Below are 21,802 nucleotides of genomic sequence, written 5' to 3'. Positions count from 1 at the left end.
GCCGTGTCGCTTGCATGCTGCGATGCGGGTTAATCCCGCTAGCCCGGCGATATGCCTGTTGCTAGACTCGCTACGCATTCCCGACCGAGCGGTCGGTGAATGAGCGGCCGGCGTGGCGCACCATGGCATTGCCTGGCGAGCCCTGCCGAGCGCCGCCGGGGATGACGCGCAGGACGGGAGATTGGGGCAGGGCGGATACGGATTCGCCCATCGCCCCGGGGTAGCAGGCAGGCGCCGGCGTTGCGCCTGGATACGGGCCTGAAAAGCACCGCAAGGGCACCGGCACAATAAGATCCACCAGGACAAGACAGACCAGAAGACCAGATTGAGGCATCCGACTGGCCGCGAGGCGGCACGGATGCCTCTTCCGTTTGCCGCAATGGAAGGAGACACGATGACATTCAAGCGCGCCAGCCTGCTGGCTCTCGCCGCCGCCAGCCTGTGCGCCGGCACCGCCAGCGCACAGGTCAAGGTCGGGGTAACACTATCGGCCACCGGGCCCGCCGCCTCGCTGGGCATTCCCGAGAAGAACACCATCTCGCTGCTGCCCAAGGAGATCGCTGGCAAGAAGATCGAGTACATCGTGCTCGACGATGCGTCGGACACCACCACGGCGGTCAAGAATACGCGCAAGCTGATCAGCGAAGACAAGGTCGATGTGATAGTCGGTTCCACCGTGACGCCCAACTCGCTGGCCATGGTGGATGTCGTCGCCGAGAACGACACGCCGATGATCACGCTGGCCGCCTCGGCCCGCATCATCGAGCCGATGGATGCCAAGCGCGCCTGGGTCTTCAAGACGCCGCAGAACGACTCGCACATGGCCACCGCCATTGCCGAGCACATGACCAACCACAACGTGAAGACGGTTGCCTTTATCGGCTTCGCGGATGCCTATGGCGATAGCTGGGCGCAAGAGTTCGCCAAGGTCGGCGAGATGCGCAAGATCAAGGTGGTGGCCAACGAGCGCTTTGCGCGCACCGACACCTCGGTTACCGGCCAGGTGCTCAAGATGATGGGCACCAACCCCGACGCCGTGCTGATCGCGGGCTCGGGCACGCCCGCCGCGCTGCCCGCCAAGGCGCTCAAGGAGCGTGGCTGGAAGGGCAAGATCTACCAGACCCACGGTGTGGCCAACGCCGACTTCCTGCGCGTGTGCGGCAAGGATTGCGAAGGGACCTTCCTGCCGGCCGGCCCGCTGCTGGTGGCCGAGCAGCTGCCGGACACCAACCCGGTGAAGAAGCCCGCCATCACCTACAAGACGGCTTACGAGAAGGCATTTGGCGGCCAGGTCTCGACCTTCGGCGGCCATGCCTGGGATGCCGGCCTGCTGCTGCAGCGTGCCATCCCGGAGGCGCTGAAAAAGGGCCAGCCGGGCACCAAGGAGTTCCGCAAGGCGCTGCGCGATGCCATGGAGCAGACCAAGGAGCTGCCGATCTCCCACGGCATCATGAACATGACGCCGACCGACCACCTTGGCCTGGACCAGCGCGCGCGCGTGATGGTGGAGATCGTCGACGGCAAGTGGAAGCTGCAGACCAAGTAAGCGGCACGACTGGCTGCATTTGACGCAAGAAGGGCGCATGGCCAGCCATGCGCCCTTTTTGTTGATGCCGTCTCATGTCGTCTCATGCCATCCCACGCCACTGCGCGACTACTGGCAATCCCGCACTTGACACCGCATCCGCCATGCGAGATCTTTAACGTGTTAATGAAATTGGCGTTTGCCAAGGCAAGCGAGACGGGATGACTGCCATGGTGCGCCGCGGATATGCTGCACCCGTCATAGGCATAGCTTCCCGCCTGCTGTGCCAGATTACCGATGCGGCACTGCGGAATCTAAGGGTTCGTCGGGATTTCCGCTATGCGTAAGTTGTTTCATATTTCGTAACTCGTAATTTCACAAGCCAGCCGGCTTCCCTCCGCCGGCCGGACTCACCAACAATACGGGGAGACAATGGACCTCTCGATCGCCGCCATCCTGGCGCAGGACGGCATCACCTCGGGCGCCATCTATGCGCTGCTCGCGCTGGCCCTGGTGCTGGTGTTCTCGGTGACCCGCGTCATCTTCATTCCGCAAGGGGAGTTCGTCGCCTATGGCGCGCTGACCCTGGCGGCGATCCAGTCTGGCCATGCGCCGCAAAGCAGCTGGCTGCTGCTGGTCATGGGCGTGCTCACCTTTGTCTATGAGACGGTCACCATCCTGCGCAGCGCCGAACTGCGCCGGACCGCACCCAGGCGGATCGCGGTGCTGGCCGGCAAATACCTGGTCTTCCCGCTGGCCGTGCATCTGCTGGCGCAGAACTTCGATGGGCAGTCGATGCCTATGCTGGCGCAGATCGCGCTGACGCTGCTGATCGTGATTCCGCTCGGACCCATGCTGTACCGCCTTGCCTACCAGCCGCTGGCCGAAGCCAGCACGCTGGTGCTGCTGATCGTCTCGGTGGGCGTGCACTTTGCACTGGTGGGGCTGGGGCTGGTGATGTTCGGCGCCGAGGGCTCGCGCACCGCGCCTTTCTCCGAGGCACGCTTTGAAGTGGGCAGCCTGACGATCTCCGGTCAGAGCCTTTGGGTGGTCGGCGTATCGGCACTGATGATCGCGGGGCTGTATTTCTACTTCGAACGCACCATCGTCGGCAAGGCGCTGCGTGCCACGGCGGTCAATCGCCTGGGCGCGCGGCTGGTCGGCATCGGCACGACGCAGGCCGGGCGCCTTTCGTTCACGCTGGCAGCGGCAATGGGCGCGCTGTGCGGGATCCTGATTGCACCGCTGACCACGGTGTACTACGAATCTGGCTTCCTGATCGGCCTGAAGGGCTTCGTCGGTGCGATCGTGGGTGGTCTGGTGAGCTACCCGGTGGCGGCCGCCGGCGCCATCCTGGTGGGGCTGCTCGAATCGTATTCGTCCTTCTGGGCCAGTGCGTTCAAGGAGGTCATCGTGTTCACCCTGATCCTGCCCGTGCTGCTGTGGCGCTCGCTCACCAGCAAGCATGTGGAAGACGAGGAATAAGGGACACGCCATGAACACCAACCTCAAGAACCGATTCTTCCTGCTGGCCTTCGCGGTAGTCCTGGCGCTGTTGCCCGTGCTGCCCACGCCCGAATTCTGGATCACGCTGGGCAACTACATCGGCCTGTACAGCATCGTCGCCATCGGCCTGGTCCTGCTCACCGGCGTGGGCGGCATGACCTCGTTCGGCCAGGCCGCTTTCGTCGGGCTGGGTGCCTACAGCACCGCCTACCTCACCACACAGTTCGGGCTGTCGCCCTGGCTCGGCCTGCTGGTCGGGCTGGTGATCACGATGGCCTCGGCCTATGTGATCGGCCTGATCACCATGCGCATGTCGGGCCACTACCTGCCGCTCGCCACCATCGCCTGGGGCCTGTCGCTGTTTTTCCTGTTCGGCAACCTGGAATTCCTCGGCAAGTACGACGGCCTCAACGGCATTCCCGTGCTGCACGTGCTCGGCATCGAGCTGGCCTCCGGGCGCTCGATGTTCTACCTGATCTGGGCCGTGGTGCTGGTGTCGGTGATCGCCATGCAGAACCTGCTCAACTCACGCCCGGGCCGCGCCATCCGCGCGCTGAAGGGCGGGGGCACCATGGCCGAGGCGATGGGCGTGAACACCGCGTGGATGAAGGTGGTGATCTTCGTGGTGGCGGCGATGCTGGCCTGCATCTCCGGCTTTCTCTACGCGCATTTGCAGCGCGCGGTGAACCCCACGCCGTTTGGCCTGAACTACGGCATCGAGTACCTGTTCATGGCGGTGGTGGGCGGCGTAGGCCACGTGTGGGGTGCGGTGCTCGGCGCCGGCATCCTCACCATCCTGAAGGACGTGCTGCAAGGCGTGCTGCCCAAGCTGCTGGGCGCCAACGGCAACTTCGAGACCATCGTGTTCGGCGTGCTGATGGTGCTGCTGCTGCAATACGCGCGCGATGGCCTCTGGCCGTTCATCAAGAAGCTGTTCCCCAGCGGGCCGCCGGTGATGGCGCCGGCGCAAGCGAGCGCGCTGCCATTGCGCGCCAAGCCGCAGGCCGGGGAACTGATCCTCGATGTCAAAGCCGCGCGCAAGGAGTTCGGCGGGCTGGTGGCGGTCAACGACGTGAGCTTCCAGGTCCGCGCGGGCGAGATCATCGGGCTGATCGGTCCCAACGGCGCGGGCAAGTCCACCACCTTCAATCTGGTCACCGGCGTGCTGCCCGCCACGCGCGGCGAGGTGCTGTATCGCGGCGAGCAGATCTCCGGACTGCCCTCGCGCGAGATCGTCAAGCGCGGCATCGGCCGCACCTTCCAGCACGTGCATCTGCTGCCCACCATGACCGTGCTGGAGAACGTGGCCATCGGCGCGCACCTGCGCGGCGACTTTGCGCCGCAGGGCGGCGTGACGGCAGCGATCCTGCGCATGAACAAGAACGAGGAGGCCAAGCTGCTGCACGAAGCCGCGCGCCAGCTCGAGCGCGTGGGCCTGGCCGACTGCATGTACATGGAAGCCGGCAGCCTCGCGCTGGGCCAGCAACGCATCCTGGAGATCGCGCGCGCACTGTGCTGCGATCCCGCGCTGCTGTTGTTAGATGAGCCCGCGGCGGGGCTGCGCTACAAGGAGAAGCAGGCGCTGGCCGAGCTGCTGAAGAAGCTCAAGGGCGAGGGCATGAGCGTGCTGCTGGTCGAGCACGACATGGACTTCGTGATGAACCTGACGGACCGTCTGGTGGTGATGGAGTTCGGTACGCGCATTGCGGAAGGTGTGCCCGAGGACGTGCAGAAGGACCCGGCGGTGCTCGAGGCCTACCTCGGTGGCGTGGAGTAAGGAAACGACAATGAGCCTTATCCTGGAAGTGAAGGACCTGCACGTGCGCTACGGCAAGGTCGAAGCCGTGCACGGTGCCAACCTGAAAGTGGAAGCAGGAAAGATCGTCACGGTGATCGGCCCCAATGGCGCGGGCAAGTCCACCATGCTCAACGCCATCATGGGCGCGCTGCCGGTGAGCGGTTCGTCCACCGGCGCGGTGACCTACCTCGGCCACGACCTCGCCGGCCTGCCAGCGGAAGGGCGCGTGGCGCGCGGGATGTGCCTGGTGCCGGAGAAGCGCGAACTGTTTGGCTCGATGAGCGTGGCGGACAACCTGGTGCTGGGCGCCTATCGCCGCAAGCGTGCGGGTGAGAAGAACTTCCTGGACCAGATGGAAGTGGTCTACGGCCTGTTCCCGCGCCTGAAGGAACGTGCGAAGCAGGACGCCGGTACGCTGTCCGGGGGCGAGCGCCAGATGCTGGCGGTAGGCCGTGCGCTGATGGCCAAGCCGCAACTGCTGATGCTGGACGAGCCGAGCCTGGGGCTGGCGCCGCTGATCGTCAAGGAGATCTTTCACATCATCAATGACCTGCGCAAGACGGGGGTGGCGACGCTGCTGATCGAGCAGAACGCGCGGGCTGCGCTGCAGGTGGCGGACTACGGGTACGTGATCGAGACGGGGGATATGGCGATGGAGGGGCCGGCTGGCGAGCTTGCGGCTAACCCGAAGGTGATCGAGACGTATCTGGGGTTGGCGAAGAAGGCGGCCTAGTCAACGCTTCCTGTTGTCGGAATTCGCGAGAAAAATAATGATTGGCAATGTTTGACGTTATTATTCTTGAGGTGCATTTCAAGATGCAACCGGATTGTTGGTGACGTTGTCAGCAGGATAGCGCAGCAGCTGGTACGCTTTGAATTCACAAGATAAATGTATTTAGACTAAAACTTGCTATTAATATTCGTCGTGCTGATGTGATGGTTGCCGGATGCTGAGATTTATGTACCTGATGGATGCAATCCGGCAAATAGAGTCTATTTCTATTTTTCTGGCGAATTTTCTTCATTGAGCTGAAGCACATCCGGATCCTGTGCCGCCACACCGAGCAACCATGCGCGAAACTGCGCAAACGCCGGATGGTCCCGCCGCTCCCGCGGTACGCACAGGAAGTAGCCGCGTGTCAGCCGGATCGGCAAATCGAACGGCGCCACCACGCGCCCCGCGGCAATCTCATCCCGTACCAGGCAACGCTGCAATACCGCCACGCCCATATCCGCCTTGACCGCTTGCACCAGGATCGAGACCTGGTCGAAGCCTTTCGAGAGCGTTGGCGCAGCACTGGGTACGCCGGCGGCGTATAGCCAGTGCTGCCAGTTTGCCGGTGCGGTGGTGTGATAGAGCAGGGGCTCACCGAGGAGTTCGGCGGGCTCGGACCAGCGGCCGGCCTCATGGCGGGCGAGGGCGCGCTCAGGGTGGCAGATGGGCACCATCTCACGGCCGATCACGTAGTCGGATTGCAGGCCTGGCCAGCGATCCGGCGTGCCCGGCAGGATGGCGGCATCGGGCGCGGGACCTGAGAAGTCCTCATCGCGCCGGTAGGGCACGAAGTCCAGGCGGACGTCGGGGTAGCGGCGGTGGAAATCCGGCAGCCTGGGCACCAGCCATACGCTGGCCAGCGTGGGCACGGCCGACAGCGTCAGGTGGTGCTGGCGGTCACGGGCGAGGAGGGCGGCGCTGGCATTCTCAATGGCGGCCAGCGGGCCGGCCACGGCCTCCAGCAACTGCTTGCCGGCATCGGTTAGCGTCAGTCGATGCGCATTGCGCTGGAGCAGGGGTTGGCCAAAGTGGGATTCCAGCCGGGCAATTGCACGGCTGATCGCGCCCTGGGTCACGCACAGGTCTTCGCCCGCGCGCGTGAAGCTGCCCAGCCGCGCGACCGCGGCAAAGGCATGGAGTTCGGACATCGAGGGCGAGCGTAGCCGCATGCGGTGGAGGTGGGTGTGCCGAGAATGATCTTTGGTAATGCAACCGTGCAATATAGTCGTTTGTGCGGACTCGGTAAACTCCCGACACTTGGCGGGCCAACTCATAGAAATCCAAGGAGAAGTCCGCATGATCCGAGCCCAACTGCCGCGCCGGCATTTTGTCTTGTCTTGCCTGGCGGCATGCGCCAGCCTGGCCGTAGCCGGTGGCGCGCAAGCGCAGGCCAACTATCCGAACAAGCCGATTCGCCTGATCGTGCCGTTTGCCGCGGGCGGCTCGACCGACCTGTCGGCACGCCTGGTGGCGGAGTTCGGCGGGCGCGAGCTGGGCCAGTCCATCGTGGTGGAGAACAAGGGGGGTGCCGGTGGCTCGCTGGGCATGGAGCAGGTTGCCCGCGCGGCGCCGGACGGCTACACCATCGGCATGGCGACGGTCAGCACGCATGGCTCGAACCCGGCTGTCTATCCCAAGCTGAACTACGATCCGATCAAGGATTTTGCGCCGGTGACCAACGTCATCGCCATCCCGAGCGTATTCGCCGTGCACCCCAGCGTGCCGGCCAAGACCATGCAGGAATTCGTCGCGCTTGTCCGCGCCAATCCCGGCAAGTACAGCTTTGCGTCTCCCGGCGCTGGTTCGCTCGGCCATGTGAACATCGAGAACTTCATGATGCTGGCCAAGATCGACATGCTGCACGTGCCGTACAAGGGTGCCGGCCTGGCACTCAACGATGCGGTGGCAGGGCAGGTCAACGCCATTACCGACAACCTTTCGTCTACGCTGCCCCACGTGAAATCGGGCCGGCTGCGAGCGCTGGCGGTGCTCGGTTCCGCCCGTTCGCCGCAGCTGCCCAACGTCCCGACCTATGCGGAACTGGGCTATAAGGAAATGGGCGATGGTGGCTGGTTCGGCATCGTCGCACCTGCCGGCACGCCGCCGGCGATCGTCGCCAAGCTCAACGACGCCATCCACAAGGCGATGCTGAATCCAGAGTTCAAGCGCAAGGTGGAGGAGTCTGGCGGCACGCTGGTACCGACCACGCCGGACGGGTTCAAGGTGCAAATCCAGCAGGCGATGGCGCGCTATGCACGCGTGGCCAAGGCCGCCAATATCAAGCTGGACTGACGGCGATGAGCGACAACTTCGAGCCCTTCGTCCGCTTCGCGCCTTCGGCCCAGACGCTGCCGCTGGTGTGCGACTCACCGCATAGTGGCACCCATTATCCGCAAGACTTCCGGGCGGCCATCCCCACGCAGCGGTTGCGTGCCGGCGAGGACACGCACATCGATGCGCTGTGGGAATCCGTGCCGCGCGTTGGCGGTACGCTGATCGCAGCTAATTTTCCGCGTGTCTACATCGATCCCAATCGCACGCTCGATGATCTGGACCCCGACTTGCTGGATGGCACGTGGCCCGAGCCGCTGGCGCCGGGCGAGAAGACTCGCCTCGGCTACGGGCTGATCTGGCGCAAGATGGATGCAGCCACCCCGATCTATGACCGCAAGCTCTCGCTGCAAGAGGTACGCGACCGGATCGACACCTACTATCGCCCCTACCATCAGGCGCTGTCGGAAGCGGTGGAGGACACCTATCGGCGCTTCGGGTCGGTCTGGCATCTGAACCTGCACTCGATGCCAAACAATGCGTACGAGCGTCTCAAGATTCAGAGCCCACACCCGCTGGCGGACTTCGTGCTGGGCGACCGAGATGGGGCCACCTGCGAGGCTGGCTTTGTCGGGCTGGTGGCGTCGGAACTGCGCGCGTTGGGATATACCGTGGCACGCAACGATCCATACAAGGGCGTGCAACTGATCGCACAGATCGGCCGCCCGGCCGAGCGGCGTAACAGCTTGCAGATCGAGATTCGCCGGCCGTTGTACATGGATGAAGTGACGCGTGAGCGTAACGGTGGCTTTGACGAACTCCGGACAAATCTTGGTCGACTTGTCGAGCGCATCGGCGCTTATCTGAGCGAGCAACGCAGACCGTAAGTGCTTCGGCCCCCCGCCGTGCGCACAAGAAAGCCGGGCCATTGCGCCCGGTTTTTTTGTTTCACGTGGAACACACCCAAGTTCTTCATGAAGCATGTTTCACGTGAAACATGCCGCGGCGCAGGGACGCCACGGAGATTGCCGTTATAATTCGGCATCCCGATTTATTCCCGCTAGCCTCCCGGAGGAGGTGCCTCCATGCTTTACCCAAAAGAATTCGATGTCATTGTTGTCGGTGGTGGCCACGCCGGCACGGAAGCTGCACTCGCCGCGGCGCGTATGGGTTGCCAGACGCTGCTGCTGAGCCACAACATCGAGACCCTTGGTCAGATGAGCTGCAATCCGTCCATCGGCGGCATTGGCAAGGGCCATCTCGTCAAGGAGGTGGATGCAATGGGCGGCGCCATGGCGGCGGCCACGGATGAGTCGGGCATCCAATTCCGCATCCTGAATTCCAGCAAGGGCCCGGCCGTACGTGCCACCCGCGCTCAGGCGGACCGTGTGCTGTATCGCAAGGCGATTCGCGCGCGGCTGGAGAATCAGCCCAACCTGATGCTGTTCCAGCAGGCCGTGGATGACCTGGTGGTGGAGGGCGATCGCGTTGTCGGCGCCGTCACGCAGGTCGGCATCACCTTCCGCGCACGCGCCGTGGTGCTGACCGCTGGTACCTTCCTCGATGGGAAGATTCACGTGGGGCTGGACAACTACACTGGCGGTCGCGCGGGCGACCCCGCGTCGGTCTCGCTTTCGGCGCGCCTGAAGGAGCTCAAGCTGCCGCAGGGCCGACTGAAGACGGGTACGCCGCCGCGTATCGACGGACGCACCATCGACTTCTCCGTGATGGATGAGCAGCCGGGCGATCTCGATCCGGTGCCAGTGTTCTCCTTCCTGGGCCGTGCCGATCAGCACCCGCAGCAACTGCCGTGCTGGATCACGCATACCAATAGCCGAACCCACGACATCATCCGTGGCGGCCTGGATCGCTCGCCGATGTACACCGGCGTGATCGAAGGGGTAGGGCCGCGGTATTGTCCCAGCATCGAGGACAAGATCCACCGCTTTGCCAGCAAGGACAGCCACCAGATCTTCCTGGAACCCGAAGGGCTGACGACCAACGAGTTCTACCCCAACGGTATCTCCACCAGCCTGCCGTTCGACGTGCAACTTGCCCTGGTGCACTCGATCCGCGGCATGGAGAACGCGCACATCCTGCGCCCGGGCTACGCCATTGAGTACGACTACTTCGATCCGCGCGCCCTCAAGGCCTCGCTGGAGTCCAAGGCCATCAGCGGCTTGTTCTTTGCCGGGCAGATCAATGGCACCACCGGCTACGAGGAAGCCGCGGCCCAGGGCCTGCTGGCCGGGATCAATGCCGGCTGCTTCGTTCGGGAGCGCGATGCCTGGACGCCCCGGCGGGACCAAGCCTATCTTGGGGTTCTGGTCGACGATCTGATCACCCGTGGGGTCTCGGAACCGTACCGAATGTTCACCAGCCGCGCCGAGTTCCGTTTGAGCCTGCGGGAAGATAATGCCGATATGCGATTGACCGAGGCCGGTCGGGAGCTGGGCGTGGTCGATGATGTGCGCTGGGATGCATTTAACCGAAAGCGCGACGCTGTTTCACGTGAAACAGAGCGGCTGAAGAGTACCTGGGTCAATCCGGGCATCCTGCCAGAAGCCGATGCTGTGCCGCTGCTGGGCAAAGCGATCGAGCGCGAGTACAACCTCGCCGATCTGCTGCGCCGTCCCGCTGTCACGTACGAAGCGCTGATGGCGTTGCAGGAAGGGAAGTTCGCACCCGCCCAGGCACTTGATGCCGACCCGCTGCTGGTCGCGCAGATTCGCGAGCAGATCGAGATCGGCATCAAATATCACGGCTACATCGCCCGGCAAGCCGCGGAGGTGGACAAGCTCGAAGCCAACGAATCCACTCGCCTGCCTGAAGATTTCGACTACACGGAAGTGCGCGGCCTTGGCATCGAGGTTGGCCAGAAGCTGAATCAGCACCGGCCCGAGACCCTCGGCCAGGCATCGCGTATTTCTGGCGTGACGCCGGCTGCGATCTCGCTGCTGCTGGTCCATCTGAAAAAGAAGGGCATGGGGCGTACCAAGTCCGACTCCAGCCAAGAGGCCGCCTGAGTGAGGAACCAACGTTACGCGGCCGTGGACGACGCCGACCAGCGCCGCCGCCTGGAGGCCGGCTTGTCCGCCATCGGCCTGGCGGTCTGCGCGAGCCAGATCGATCAGTTGTTTGCCTACCTGGCACTGCTGCGCAAATGGAATGCCATCTATAACCTGACCGCCATCCGTCATCCCGACGAGATGTTGACCCATCACATGCTCGACTCGCTGGCCGCCGTGCCGGCGCTGGCGCAAGCGGCTCGCGCCGCGGAGGTGGAGGAGGGCGCGCGTGGCCGGGTGCTGGACGTGGGCTCGGGCGGCGGCATGCCTGGTCTGCCGCTGGCCATCACGTGTCCCGACCTGTCGGTGCTGATGGTCGACATCGTGCAAAAGAAAACCGCCTTCCTGACGCAATGCCGGGCACAGCTTGGCCTGTCCAACGCGGCTGCCCATTGGGGCCCGGTCGAAAAGCTGGAAGACGGCAAGGGCTACGCGGTCATCACGTCTCGTGCGTTTGCCGAGCTGAGCGATTTCGTATCGCTTGCCGGCCACCTGCTGGCGCCGGGCGGCAAGCTGATTGCCATGAAGGGCGTTTATCCTCAGCCCGAACTCGATCGCATGGAAGCGGCCGGCCTGATGGCCGAGTGGCAGGTCGAGGCAATACCACGCCTGACCGTACCGGAACTGGACGCAGAACGTCACCTGGTGGTGCTGTCGCGCCGCTGACCCGGCCGGTGGTTGTCGCCGGCGCCCACCCCCGGCAGGTAGAAATCAAGCAGGAGCAGCAGGAACATATGGCCAAGGTATTCGTGATCGCAAACCAGAAGGGCGGCGTCGGCAAGACCACCACCACGGTGAACCTTGCCGCCGGCTTGGCGGCACAGGACCAGCGTGTGTTGCTGATCGACCTGGATCCCCAGGGCAATGCCTCGATGGGTTCCGGCATCGACAAGCAGTCGCTCGAGCACAGCGTCTACCAGGTGCTGGTTGGCTTGTCGACGGTGAGCCAGGCACGCCAGCATTCCGAATCCGGCAAGTACGATGTGCTGCCCGCCAACCGCGAACTGGCCGGCGCGGAAGTGGAACTGGTCGAACTGGACCAGCGCGAGAAACGTCTCAAGAACGCCATTGCCGAGGTCGATGCCGAATACGATTTCGTGTTGATTGACTGCCCGCCATCGCTGTCGCTGCTGACCCTCAACGGGCTGTGCGCGGCCAACGGCGTGATCGTGCCGATGCAGTGCGAATACTTCGCGCTGGAAGGGCTGTCCGATCTCGTCAATACCATCAAGCAGGTGCACGCCAACCTCAATCGTGACCTGAAGGTGATTGGCTTGCTTCGTGTGATGTTTGATCCACGTGTCACCTTGCAGCAACAGGTGTCGGCCCAGCTTGAGTCGCATTTTGGCGAGAAGGTGTTCAAGACCGTCATCCCGCGCAATGTGCGGCTGGCGGAAGCACCGTCCTATGGCATGCCTGGCGTGGCGTTCGATCCGTCGTCCAAGGGGGCCAAGGCCTACCTCGATTTCGGCGCCGAGATGATCGCGCGCGTCAAGCAACTCGACTGAACGCCGGGCTGAGAGTCACCGGGTTGAGAGTCACCGAATACAGGATACCGAGATGAGCACCGCGAAGAAGAAGGGCCTGGGCCGCGGACTGGAAGCCCTGCTGGGTGGGCCAGCCGAGATCGTCGATGCCGTGAAGCAGGAGGGCGCCCCCTCCGTGCTCCGCCTGGACCAGCTCCAGCCCGGCAAGTACCAGCCGCGCACGCGCATGGACGAAGGCGCGCTGCAGGAGCTGGCCGCGAGCATTCGTGCCCAAGGCCTGATGCAGCCGATCCTGGTGCGCCGCGTTGCAGAGCCGGATCGCTACGAGATCATTGCCGGTGAGCGCCGCTTCCGCGCCTCCAGGATCGCCGGGCTCGAAGAGGTGCCGGTGCTGGTCAAGGACGTGGCCGACGAAGCCGCGGCCGCGATGGCGCTCATCGAGAATATCCAGCGTGAAGACCTCAACCCGCTGGAAGAAGCGCAGGGCATCATGCGCCTGGTGCGCGAATTCAATTTCACCCACGAGCAGGCAGCGGAATCGGTAGGGCGCTCGCGCAGCGCGGTGTCCAATCTGCTGCGTCTGCTGAACCTGGCCCAGCCGGTGCAGACCATGCTGATGGCAGGAGACCTCGACATGGGCCACGCCCGTGCGCTGCTCTCCGCCGACGGCGCCAACCAGATCACGCTCGCCAATCAGATCGTCAACAAACGTTTATCGGTGCGCGAGACCGAAAAGCTGGTAGCCTCCACCCTCAAGCCCTTTGACCTCCGGTTGCAGAAGCCGAACAATGGCGCGCCGGCGCGCGACGTGGCCCGCCTTGAGGAAGAACTATCCGACGTGCTTGGCCTGCCGGTACAGATCAAGCTGGGCGTGCGGGGCAAAGGCCAGCTCACCATTCACTTCACCAGCAATGATGCGCTCGACGGTGTGCTGACACGCCTGCGCGAGCCCGGCGAAAGCCAGTCACCCGCCTGAGCGGGATTTCCCGAAAATAGTGCGCGATTAACGGTCGACGCGGCTGTGCAGCGGCCCGGTGCAATTTGATGCCGGGCCGGCTCTGCCCCGGCGCGCGTACGCCTGTGTAAGGTCTGTGCAAGGCCGATAGACGACTATAGTGCGCCGCCAGCCTTGGGTAGTCCAATTACCTGGCACGTTATTGCCGGGCGTCGGCCGCGCACGCACTATGGGTTCGTGGCGATTGCAAGTGAAATGCGGACTGTTGCAAGGCGTCTGTAAGCAGATTGACTCGCATGGTGCATTCCTCGTAAAATCGTGCGGTTTGAATTCCGGCCGGTCCAGAAAAGTTCCGGGGCGGATTAAACAACAAGCAGCAACGAGCAAAGGCAATAGCAGGTGGTTTCAGATCGTCAGGATGCTGGTCGGAAAACCGACTGGCAGACGCGCGATGCCTGGGAAGACGAGGCAGAGCGTGAAGAGGAGGCGGTCGATCCGCTGTCGCGCGTCGAGGCGGAAACGCTGTTCGGCGAGCGCGCGCTGCGCCCTTCGCGCATGACGCCCGGCAGGGTCGTGCTGGCGCAGGTTGCGGTTACTTTGTTGTCGGCCATTGCCTGGCGACTTTTTGCTGGCGGCAACGCCGGCGCGGCGGGTTGGTCGGCACTATTCGGTGGCACGGTGTGTTTCGTGCCCAGCGGTTTCTTCGCGCTGCGACTCTGGATGGCGCGCGAGCGTCCCTCGATCAGCGGACTGGTGGTCGGCGAGGCGATCAAGGTGTTTGCCACCGCCGGGTTGTTCGTCCTGGTAGTGGTGCTGTACAGCGAGTTGCGCTGGGTGCCGATGCTGGTCACGTTCCTGCTTGTGCTCAAGACCTACTGGGTCGCGCTGGCGATTCGCTGAGGTTGTGCCCCAGGGTGGGCGGCCAGGCGCGGTAAGTCGGATAAGTGTGCTTCTCGTCGAAGTGGGGCACGAAAACAGAATATCAAGATGTTTTTGCGTGGCGCGTCACAACAGTGAAGCGCGGCGTGGATAAGGTTCAAACGAGCTTGCCCGCGGTGACCAGCAAAGTGTGCTGAAGGCGGTGCAAGAAGCGTACCGGCAAAATGCCGGCAACTGGTTTCGCAATATTACGGTTCGTTTCGACATGTCAGCTGCTCAAGGCGCCGAACAGGCCCTCACCCCCTCCGGCTATATCGCCGAACACTTGCAGAACCTCAACACGGTTGGCGGCAAGCAAGCCTCCGTCGTTGACTTCAGCGTCCTCAACTACGACACCGTGTTCTGGTCAGTGCTGTGCGGCGCCATCGCCGTGATTTTCCTGTACGCCGCCGCGCGCCGCGCGACCGCCGGCGTGCCGGGCCGCTTCCAGGCTTTCGTGGAAATGATCGTCGAGATGGTCGACGACCAGGCCAAGGGCATCATCCATGGCGACCGCTCCTTCATCGCTCCGCTGGCACTGATGGTGTTCTGCTGGATCACGGTGATGAATGCCGTCGACTTGATCCCGGTCGACTGGGTTACCGGCCTGAACGGCCTGCTGGGCATTTTCCACATCCATCTGCCGCACCACCGCGCGGTTGCCACGGCCGACCTGAACGGTACGCTGGGCATGTCGTGCGCAGTGCTGGTGCTGATGGTCTATTACAGCTTCAAGATCAAGGGCGTGGGCGGCTTCGCCCATGAACTGCTGTCGGCTCCGTTCGGCGCCAAGTGGTACCTGGCCCCGTTCAACCTGATCCTGAACCTGATCGAATTCCTGGCCAAGGCGGTTTCGCTGGGCATGCGGTTGTTCGGCAACATGTACGCCGGCGAACTGGTGTTCCTGCTGATCGCGCTGCTGGGTTCCATCTGGACGTTCGGTGCGGACCTCACCGCGCTGGGCTTCGTCGGTCATGTGCTGGCCGGTACGGTATGGGCGATCTTCCACATCCTGATCGTTCTGCTCCAGGCTTTCATTTTCATGATGCTGACGCTGGTGTACATCGGCCAGGCACACGATCACCACTGATTTAAGTTTTTCGGTTTTTCGGTTTTTTGGTTCTAAGTCTCTTCTCAATTAAAGGAGTAGTCATGCAAGCATATCTCGCCAACATCCAGGGTCTGACCGCCATCGGTATCGGCATCATCATCGGTCTGGGCGCAATCGGCGCCTGCCTGGGTATCGCCCTGATGGGTGGCAAGTACATCGAAGCGTGCGCACGTCAGCCTGAACTGATGAACCCGCTGCAAACCAAGATGTTCCTGCTGGCTGGCCTGATCGACGCGGCATTCCTGATCGGCGTGGGCGTTGCAATGCTGTTCGCATTCGCCAACCCGCTGCTGGCTGTCATCAAGTAATTCTTTTCGGTCTGCATGATGCTGACGGGCGGCGCGGGCCACTTAGCCTGGCCGCCCTTGCGCATTTATCTGTAGTTTGATTACCGAAAGGAACACACCATGAATCTGAACGCAACGTTTTTTGCGCAGATGGTCGTGTTCTTCATCCTGTGGTGGGTAGTTGCCAAATTCATTTGGCCGCCGCTGGTGAAGGCGCTCGACGAACGCGCAAAGAAGATCGCCGATGGCCTCGCCGCCGCCGAAAAAGGCAAGGCTGAGCTCGAACTCGCCAACAAGCGTGTGGACCAGGCCCTGGCCGAAGCCCGCACCGAAGGCGCTCAACGCGTCGCTGACGCCGAGAAGCGCGCTCAGCTGACCGCTGACGAGATCAAGCAAAACGCCCAGGCAGAAGCCGCACGCATCATTGCCCAGGCCAAGGCCGAAGCCGAACAGCAAGTTACCCGCGCGCGCGAGCAATTGCGCGACCAGGTCGCCGTGCTGGCCGTCAAGGGTGCCGAGCAGATCCTCAAGCGCGAAGTGAACGCGCAGGTCCACGCGGATCTGCTCAATCAACTCAAGGCTGAGCTCTAATCATGGCTGAAACCGCAACCATTGCCCGTCCCTACGCCGAGGCGCTGTTCCGCGTCGCGACCGAATCGAGCGGCAATCTGGATGCATGGTCCGAGCTGGTGTCGGAAATGGGGCAAGTTGCCGCCAATCCCGACATGAAGGCGGTGGCTGGCGATCCGAACGTGCACGGCGACAAGCTGAGCGCACTGTTCCTGTCGGCCCTGAAGTCTCCGGTCAACGACGAAGCCAAGCGCTTCGTCAGCCTGCTGGTGGATAACCACCGCCTGTCGGTATTGCCGGAAATCGCCGAGCAGTTCCATGCGCTCAAGAACGACCGTGAAGGGTCGGCTGATGTCGAGATCACGAGTGCCTTCCCCCTTGAGGGCGCAAGCCTGACCGACCTCGTCGCCGCGCTCGAACGCAAGTTCGGCCGCAAGCTGCAGCCCTCGGTTGCGGTGGACCCGTCGCTGATTGGCGGCGTGCGCGTCAAGGTCGGCGACGAAGTGCTCGACACCTCCGTGCGTGCGCGCCTGGCAGCAATGCAAGTGGCGCTGACCGCATGATGCGCGAGAAGCGCACCAGCCGACGGATTGAAGAATTAGGAGCATTGTGATGCAACTGAACCCCTCAGAAATCAGCGAGCTGATCAAGTCCCGCATCTCGGGTCTTGGCGCCGACGCTGAAGTGCGCAACACCGGCACGGTGATTTCCGTGACCGATGGTATCTGCCGCGTGCACGGCCTGTCTGGCGTGATGCAGGGCGAGATGCTGGAATTCCCCGGTAACACGTTCGGTCTGGCACTGAACCTCGAGCGCGACTCTGTCGGCGCCGTGGTGCTGGGCGAGTACGAACACATTTCCGAAGGTGACCCGGTCAAGTGCACCGGCCGCATTCTGGAAGTGCCGGTTGGCAAGGAACTGCTGGGCCGCGTGGTCAACACGCTGGGTCAGCCGATCGATGGCAAAGGCCCGATCAACGCCAAAGAAACCGACGTGATCGAAAAGGTTGCCCCTGGCGTGATCGCACGTCAGTCGGTCAGCCAGCCGGTGCAGACCGGCCTGAAGTCGATCGACGCGATGGTGCCGATCGGCCGTGGCCAGCGCGAGCTGATCATTGGCGACCGCCAGACCGGCAAGACCGCCGTTGCTGTCGACGCGATCATCAACCAGAAGGGCAAGGGCGTTTTCTGCGTCTACGTGGCAATCGGTCAGAAGGCTTCGACCGTGAACAACGTGGTGCGCAAGCTCGAAGAACTGGGCGCGATGGAGTACACCATCGTCGTTGCTGCTACGGCATCGGACTCCGCCGCCATGCAGTACCTGGCTGCCTACGCTGGTTGCACGATGGGCGAGTACTTCCGCGACCGCGGCGAAGACGCGCTGATCGTTTATGACGACCTGACCAAGCAAGCCTGGGCCTACCGCCAGGTGTCGCTGCTGCTGCGCCGCCCGCCGGGCCGCGAAGCTTACCCCGGCGACGTGTTCTACCTGCACTCGCGTCTGCTCGAGCGCGCAGCCCGCGTGAACGCCGACTACGTCGAGAAGTTCACCAAGGGCGCAGTGACCGGCAAGACCGGCTCGCTGACCGCGCTGCCCGTGATCGAAACGCAAGCTGGCGACGTGTCCGCTTTCGTGCCGACCAACGTGATCTCGATCACCGACGGCCAGATCTTCCTGGAAACCGACCTGTTCAACGCAGGTGTGCGCCCCGCAATCAACGCCGGTATCTCGGTGTCGCGCGTTGGTGGTGCCGCCCAGACCAAGGTCGTCAAGAAGCTGTCCGGCGGTATCCGTACCGACCTGGCCCAGTACCGTGAACTGGCTGCGTTCGCGCAGTTCGCTTCCGACCTGGACGATGCCACCCGCAAGCAGCTGGAGCGCGGCCGCCGCGTGACGGAACTGCTCAAGCAGGCTCAATACCTGCCGCTGCAGGTGTGGCAGCTGGCCGCGTCGCTGTACGCAGCCAACAACGGCTTCCTCGACAACGTGGAAGTGAAGGACATTCTCCCGTTCGAGAAGGGCCTGCACGACCATCTGAAGACCAAGTACGCCGACCTCGTCACCCGCATCGAAGATTCCAAGGATCTGTCGAAGGAAGACGAAGCCACCCTGCGTGCCGCGATCGAGGATTTCAAGAAGTCCGCCGCGTTCTAACCGCGCAATTCCACGAAACTGCGCCGGCACCGTTGCCATGACGGTGCCGGTGCGGCACGAATGGAGAGGAAGATATGGCCGGAACGAAAGAAATTCGAACCAAGATCAAGAGCGTGCAAAACACGCGCAAGATCACCAAGGCGATGGAGATGGTCGCCGCGTCCAAGATGCGCAAGGCGCAGGAACGGATGCGCAACGCCCGTCCCTATGCCGAGAAAGTGCGCAATATCGCGGCGCACCTGGCTGCGGCCAACCCCGAGTTCAAGCACCCCTTCATGGTGGCACGCGACATCAAGCGCGCCGGCATGATCGTGGTGACGACGGACAAGGGGCTGTGCGGCGGCATGAACACGAACGTGCTGCGTGCGGTAACCAATGAGCTGCGTGAGCTGCAAAGCCGCGGCGTGGAGGTGCAGAGCACCGCCATTGGTTCCAAGGGCTTGCAGTTCATGGGCCGCATCGGCGCCAAGGTGCTCTCGCACGTGGTGCACCTCGGTGACACCCCGCATCTGGAAAAACTGATCGGTGCCATCAAGGTCCAGCTCGACGCCTTCACCAATGGTGAAATCGATGCTGTGTACCTGGCTTACACCAAGTTCATCAATACGATGAAGCAGGAGCCGATGGTGGAGCAGCTGCTGCCGCTCCCCGCCGACAAGTTTGCCCAGACCGAAGATGAAAAGCGCGCCTACTCGTGGGATTACATCTACGAGCCCGACGCACAGACCGTAGTGGAAGAATTGTTGGTCCGCTATGTCGAAGCGCTGGTGTACCAGGCCGTGGCCGAAAACATGGCGTCCGAGCAATCGGCGCGCATGGTGGCCATGAAGGCGGCATCCGACAATGCCAAGAACGTGATCGGCGAACTGCAACTGGTCTACAACAAGACCCGTCAGGCAGCGATTACCAAGGAACTGTCGGAAATCGTCAGCGGTGCCGCAGCCGTCTAAGGCGTCAAGTATTCAAGCTATCGGAGATACGAAATGAGTATCGGAAATATTGTGCAGTGTATTGGCGCCGTGGTGGACATCGAGTTCCCCCGCGACGCGCTGCCTAAGGTCTACGAAGCGCTCGTGCTGGAAGACAGCAACGAAGCCTCGTTCGCCGAGAAGGGCCTGACCTTCGAAGTGCAGCAACAGCTGGGTGACGGCGTGGTGCGTACCATTGCCCTCGGCTCGTCGGACGGCCTGCGCCGCGGCATGGCAGTGAAGGGCACTGGCGCCCCGATCTCGGTGCCCGTCGGCCACGGCACGCTGGGCCGCATCATGGACGTGCTGGGTCGTCCCATCGACGAAGCCGGCCCGATCGCTTCGGACGAGCTGCGCGCGATCCACCAGAAGGCCCCGAAGTTCGACGAACTGTCGCCTTCGGTTGACCTGCTCGAAACCGGCATCAAGGTGATCGACCTGGTGTGCCCGTTCGCAAAGGGCGGCAAGGTGGGTCTGTTCGGTGGCGCCGGCGTCGGCAAGACCGTGAACATGATGGAGCTCATCAACAACATCGCCAAGCAGCACAGCGGTTTGTCGGTGTTCGCCGGCGTGGGCGAGCGTACCCGTGAAGGGAACGACTTCTACCACGAAATGAAGGACTCGAACGTTCTCGACAAGGTGGCCATGGTGTTCGGCCAGATGAACGAGCCGCCGGGCAACCGTCTGCGCGTGGCACTGTCCGGCCTGACCATGGCCGAGAAGTTCCGCGACGAAGGCCGTGACATCCTGTTCTTCGTCGACAACATCTACCGCTACACGCTGGCCGGTACCGAAGTGTCCGCACTGCTGGGCCGTATGCCTTCCGCAGTGGGTTACCAGCCGACGCTGGCCGAGGAAATGGGCAAGCTGCAAGAGCGCATCACCTCGACCAAGACTGGCTCGATCACGTCGATCCAGGCCGTGTACGTGCCTGCGGATGACTTGACCGACCCGTCGCCTGCTACCACCTTCCTGCACTTGGACTCGACCGTCGTGCTGTCGCGTGACATCGCCGCGCTGGGTATCTACCCGGCAGTCGATCCGCTCGACTCGACCTCGCGTCAGCTGGACCCGCAAGTCGTGGGTCAAGAGCACTACGACGTGGCCCGTCGCGTGCAGCAAACGCTGCAACGCTACAAGGAACTGCGCGACATTATCGCGATTCTGGGCATGGACGAACTGTCGCCGGAAGACAAGCAGTCGGTGTCGCGCGCTCGTAAGATCCAGCGTTTCCTGTCGCAGCCCTTCCACGTTGCGGAAGTGTTCACGGGTTCGCCGGGCAAGTACGTCACGCTGAAGGAAACCATCCGCGGCTTCAAGATGCTGGTGGACGGCGAGTGCGATCACCTGCCGGAGCAAGCGTTCTACATGGTCGGTTCGATCGACGAAGCCTTCGAGAAGGCCAAGAAGCTCCAGTAAGCGGCGTCTTTCGCTGCCAGCGCCGTAGTGGCGGCCGCCACGGACAGCAACGTCCGGGGCGGCCGCGCTTAGCCTGGCGGCGGAATACTTGCTTCCTGGCAACGGGAAGCCGAAGCTTTCAGGGACTAAAGGAATTCACATGGCAACCATTCTTGTAGACGTCGTCAGCGCCGAATCGTCGATCTTCTCCGGTCAGGCGAAGTTCGTGGCACTGCCGGGCGAGTCGGGCGAGTTGGGTATCCTGCCGGGCCATACGCCGCTGATTACGCGTATCCAGCCGGGCGCGGTGCGCATCGAGAAGGAAGACGGCAGCGAAGAGTTCGTGTTCGTGGCCGGCGGGATTCTCGAAGTCCAGCCCAAGCACGTCACCGTGCTGGCAGACACCGCTATCCGCGGCAGCGATCTCGACGAAGCCAAGGCGCAGGAAGCCAAGCGCGCCGCCGAGGAGCTGATGCAGAACCAGAGCAGCGATCTCGACCTGGCACGTGCCCAGAGCGAGCTTGCCGTGGCAGCAGCACAGCTGGCTGCCATCGCGCGCCTGCGCCGGAAACGGTAAGAAAAGCAGGGCCGCCGCAGCTGTTGTTTTTTGGCGGCGGCGAAAAAAAGGCAGCTGCGAGGCTGCCTTTTTTTTATGCCAGCGACTATTCTGTCGGCTCAGGACAAAAAAAAGCGCGCGGGCCGGGGAGGCTCCGCGCGGACGGGAAAATCCCTTCGAGGGGTCAATTCGAAGGAACGGGTAAGGTCCAGGTCAACCAACAGGCGCTAACCACATTCTTGTGGTCCAGCACTCGGTCAGGCGGTATTGATCGCATTCAGACGATTTAACCAGCCGGAACCGGCAAGCGCCAACATCATCTCAACCTGGTACACCGATCACAGGCATCGCCTGCGATCCGGTCAATCTGGGTGGGAATGCTTCCTTAGGCTTTCTTCCATGACGTCCTCCCTTTCTGTTTGGGGGAGGTAACGCCTTTCACAAAAAACTGATTG

The 21,802-nt window shown here is 62.9% G+C and carries 20 protein-coding genes; 19 read left to right on the top strand and 1 reads right to left on the bottom strand.

Annotated features, from left to right (window positions below; all coding sequences use genetic code 11):
• Positions 1-394 precede the first annotated feature (394 nt).
• The 4 genes from RR42_RS20250 (at position 395) to RR42_RS20235 (ending at position 5,562) form a co-directional block, all read left to right on the top strand.
• Positions 395-1,546: an ABC transporter substrate-binding protein gene (locus tag RR42_RS20250; protein WP_043350820.1), complete on the top strand. Its 1,152-nt coding sequence runs from the start codon at positions 395-397 to the stop codon at positions 1,544-1,546.
• A 411-nt stretch (positions 1,547-1,957) separates the two neighbouring features.
• Positions 1,958-3,010 carry a branched-chain amino acid ABC transporter permease gene (locus RR42_RS20245; protein ID WP_043350817.1) on the top strand — a complete coding sequence of 351 codons (1,053 nt, stop codon included), beginning with the start codon at positions 1,958-1,960 and terminating at the stop codon, positions 3,008-3,010.
• A gap of 10 nt (positions 3,011-3,020) precedes the next feature.
• Positions 3,021-4,808: an ABC transporter permease subunit gene (locus RR42_RS20240; RefSeq protein WP_043350815.1), complete on the top strand. Its 1,788-nt coding sequence runs from the start codon at positions 3,021-3,023 to the stop codon at positions 4,806-4,808.
• 10 nt (positions 4,809-4,818) lie between these two features.
• Positions 4,819-5,562 (top strand): ABC transporter ATP-binding protein, encoded by a 744-nt coding sequence (locus RR42_RS20235; RefSeq protein ID WP_043350811.1) that lies wholly within the window; start codon positions 4,819-4,821, stop codon positions 5,560-5,562.
• A 266-nt stretch (positions 5,563-5,828) separates the two neighbouring features.
• Here the strand turns inward: RR42_RS20235 and RR42_RS20230 are convergent, their stop codons facing one another.
• Entirely contained in the window at positions 5,829-6,773 is a 945-nt protein-coding gene (locus tag RR42_RS20230) for a LysR substrate-binding domain-containing protein (RefSeq protein WP_043350807.1), read from the bottom strand.
• Between the two features lie 127 nt (positions 6,774-6,900).
• On the opposite strand from RR42_RS20230, the gene RR42_RS20225 reads away from it, so the two are divergent.
• From RR42_RS20225 to RR42_RS20155, 15 genes are all read left to right on the top strand, one after another.
• Positions 6,901-7,896 carry a tripartite tricarboxylate transporter substrate binding protein BugE gene (locus RR42_RS20225; RefSeq protein WP_043350803.1) on the top strand — a complete coding sequence of 332 codons (996 nt, stop codon included), beginning with the start codon at positions 6,901-6,903 and terminating at the stop codon, positions 7,894-7,896.
• Positions 7,897-7,901: 5 nt separating this feature from the next.
• Positions 7,902-8,762, top strand: coding sequence for an N-formylglutamate amidohydrolase (locus RR42_RS20220; protein ID WP_043350799.1), 861 nt, complete (start codon positions 7,902-7,904; stop codon positions 8,760-8,762).
• 198 nt (positions 8,763-8,960) lie between these two features.
• Positions 8,961-10,901, top strand: coding sequence for a tRNA uridine-5-carboxymethylaminomethyl(34) synthesis enzyme MnmG (mnmG, locus tag RR42_RS20215; protein ID WP_043350797.1), 1,941 nt, complete (start codon positions 8,961-8,963; stop codon positions 10,899-10,901).
• Positions 10,902-11,609: a 16S rRNA (guanine(527)-N(7))-methyltransferase RsmG gene (rsmG, locus tag RR42_RS20210; RefSeq protein ID WP_043350793.1), complete on the top strand. Its 708-nt coding sequence runs from the start codon at positions 10,902-10,904 to the stop codon at positions 11,607-11,609.
• Between the two features lie 68 nt (positions 11,610-11,677).
• A complete protein-coding gene (locus tag RR42_RS20205) occupies positions 11,678-12,451 on the top strand; it encodes a ParA family protein (protein WP_043350788.1) in 774 nt (257 codons plus the stop codon).
• Positions 12,452-12,503: 52 nt separating this feature from the next.
• A complete protein-coding gene (locus tag RR42_RS20200; RefSeq protein WP_043350783.1) occupies positions 12,504-13,406 on the top strand; it encodes a ParB/RepB/Spo0J family partition protein in 903 nt (300 codons plus the stop codon).
• Between the two features lie 378 nt (positions 13,407-13,784).
• Positions 13,785-14,285, top strand: a complete 501-nt coding sequence (locus RR42_RS20195; protein WP_043350778.1) for an ATP synthase subunit I — start codon at positions 13,785-13,787, stop codon at positions 14,283-14,285.
• A gap of 244 nt (positions 14,286-14,529) precedes the next feature.
• Positions 14,530-15,393 (top strand): F0F1 ATP synthase subunit A, encoded by an 864-nt coding sequence (gene atpB, locus RR42_RS20190; protein WP_043352467.1) that lies wholly within the window; start codon positions 14,530-14,532, stop codon positions 15,391-15,393.
• Between the two features lie 62 nt (positions 15,394-15,455).
• Positions 15,456-15,722, top strand: coding sequence for a F0F1 ATP synthase subunit C (gene atpE / locus RR42_RS20185; RefSeq protein WP_006157246.1), 267 nt, complete (start codon positions 15,456-15,458; stop codon positions 15,720-15,722).
• A gap of 99 nt (positions 15,723-15,821) precedes the next feature.
• Positions 15,822-16,292, top strand: coding sequence for a F0F1 ATP synthase subunit B (locus RR42_RS20180; protein WP_043350775.1), 471 nt, complete (start codon positions 15,822-15,824; stop codon positions 16,290-16,292).
• Between the two features lie 2 nt (positions 16,293-16,294).
• Complete coding sequence (locus RR42_RS20175; RefSeq protein WP_006157248.1) at positions 16,295-16,834, top strand: F0F1 ATP synthase subunit delta; 540 nt, start codon at positions 16,295-16,297, stop codon at positions 16,832-16,834.
• Positions 16,835-16,883: 49 nt separating this feature from the next.
• Entirely contained in the window at positions 16,884-18,425 is a 1,542-nt protein-coding gene (gene atpA / locus RR42_RS20170; RefSeq protein ID WP_043350770.1) for a F0F1 ATP synthase subunit alpha, read from the top strand.
• A 74-nt stretch (positions 18,426-18,499) separates the two neighbouring features.
• Entirely contained in the window at positions 18,500-19,375 is an 876-nt protein-coding gene (gene atpG, locus RR42_RS20165) for a F0F1 ATP synthase subunit gamma (protein ID WP_043350766.1), read from the top strand.
• A gap of 33 nt (positions 19,376-19,408) precedes the next feature.
• On the top strand, positions 19,409-20,812 hold the full coding sequence (gene atpD, locus RR42_RS20160; RefSeq protein WP_043350761.1) for a F0F1 ATP synthase subunit beta: 1,404 nt from the start codon (positions 19,409-19,411) through the stop codon (positions 20,810-20,812).
• A gap of 139 nt (positions 20,813-20,951) precedes the next feature.
• The gene (locus RR42_RS20155) at positions 20,952-21,368 is read left to right on the top strand and encodes a F0F1 ATP synthase subunit epsilon (RefSeq protein ID WP_043350759.1); all 417 of its coding nucleotides are present in this window, start codon (positions 20,952-20,954) and stop codon (positions 21,366-21,368) included.
• Positions 21,369-21,802: the final 434 nt, after the last annotated feature.

Source organism: Cupriavidus basilensis (genome assembly GCF_000832305.1).
Taxonomy (GTDB): domain Bacteria; phylum Pseudomonadota; class Gammaproteobacteria; order Burkholderiales; family Burkholderiaceae; genus Cupriavidus; species Cupriavidus basilensis_F.
The sequence above is the reverse complement of the archived record's forward strand: the minus strand, read 5'-3'. Positions and strand labels throughout refer to the sequence as shown.

Coding starts and splice junctions, on each gene's coding strand:
- RR42_RS20250 (WP_043350820.1), top strand. CDS start 395: ATGACATTCAAGCGCGCCAGCCTGCTGGCTCTCGCCGCCGCCAGCCTG.
- RR42_RS20245 (WP_043350817.1), top strand. CDS start 1,958: ATGGACCTCTCGATCGCCGCCATCCTGGCGCAGGACGGCATCACCTCG.
- RR42_RS20240 (WP_043350815.1), top strand. CDS start 3,021: ATGAACACCAACCTCAAGAACCGATTCTTCCTGCTGGCCTTCGCGGTA.
- RR42_RS20235 (WP_043350811.1), top strand. CDS start 4,819: ATGAGCCTTATCCTGGAAGTGAAGGACCTGCACGTGCGCTACGGCAAG.
- RR42_RS20230 (WP_043350807.1), bottom strand. CDS start 6,773: ATGCGGCTACGCTCGCCCTCGATGTCCGAACTCCATGCCTTTGCCGCG.
- RR42_RS20225 (WP_043350803.1), top strand. CDS start 6,901: ATGATCCGAGCCCAACTGCCGCGCCGGCATTTTGTCTTGTCTTGCCTG.
- RR42_RS20220 (WP_043350799.1), top strand. CDS start 7,902: ATGAGCGACAACTTCGAGCCCTTCGTCCGCTTCGCGCCTTCGGCCCAG.
- mnmG (WP_043350797.1), top strand. CDS start 8,961: ATGCTTTACCCAAAAGAATTCGATGTCATTGTTGTCGGTGGTGGCCAC.
- RR42_RS20205 (WP_043350788.1), top strand. CDS start 11,678: ATGGCCAAGGTATTCGTGATCGCAAACCAGAAGGGCGGCGTCGGCAAG.
- RR42_RS20200 (WP_043350783.1), top strand. CDS start 12,504: ATGAGCACCGCGAAGAAGAAGGGCCTGGGCCGCGGACTGGAAGCCCTG.
- atpB (WP_043352467.1), top strand. CDS start 14,530: ATGTCAGCTGCTCAAGGCGCCGAACAGGCCCTCACCCCCTCCGGCTAT.
- atpE (WP_006157246.1), top strand. CDS start 15,456: ATGCAAGCATATCTCGCCAACATCCAGGGTCTGACCGCCATCGGTATC.
- RR42_RS20180 (WP_043350775.1), top strand. CDS start 15,822: ATGAATCTGAACGCAACGTTTTTTGCGCAGATGGTCGTGTTCTTCATC.
- RR42_RS20175 (WP_006157248.1), top strand. CDS start 16,295: ATGGCTGAAACCGCAACCATTGCCCGTCCCTACGCCGAGGCGCTGTTC.
- atpA (WP_043350770.1), top strand. CDS start 16,884: ATGCAACTGAACCCCTCAGAAATCAGCGAGCTGATCAAGTCCCGCATC.
- atpG (WP_043350766.1), top strand. CDS start 18,500: ATGGCCGGAACGAAAGAAATTCGAACCAAGATCAAGAGCGTGCAAAAC.
- atpD (WP_043350761.1), top strand. CDS start 19,409: ATGAGTATCGGAAATATTGTGCAGTGTATTGGCGCCGTGGTGGACATC.
- RR42_RS20155 (WP_043350759.1), top strand. CDS start 20,952: ATGGCAACCATTCTTGTAGACGTCGTCAGCGCCGAATCGTCGATCTTC.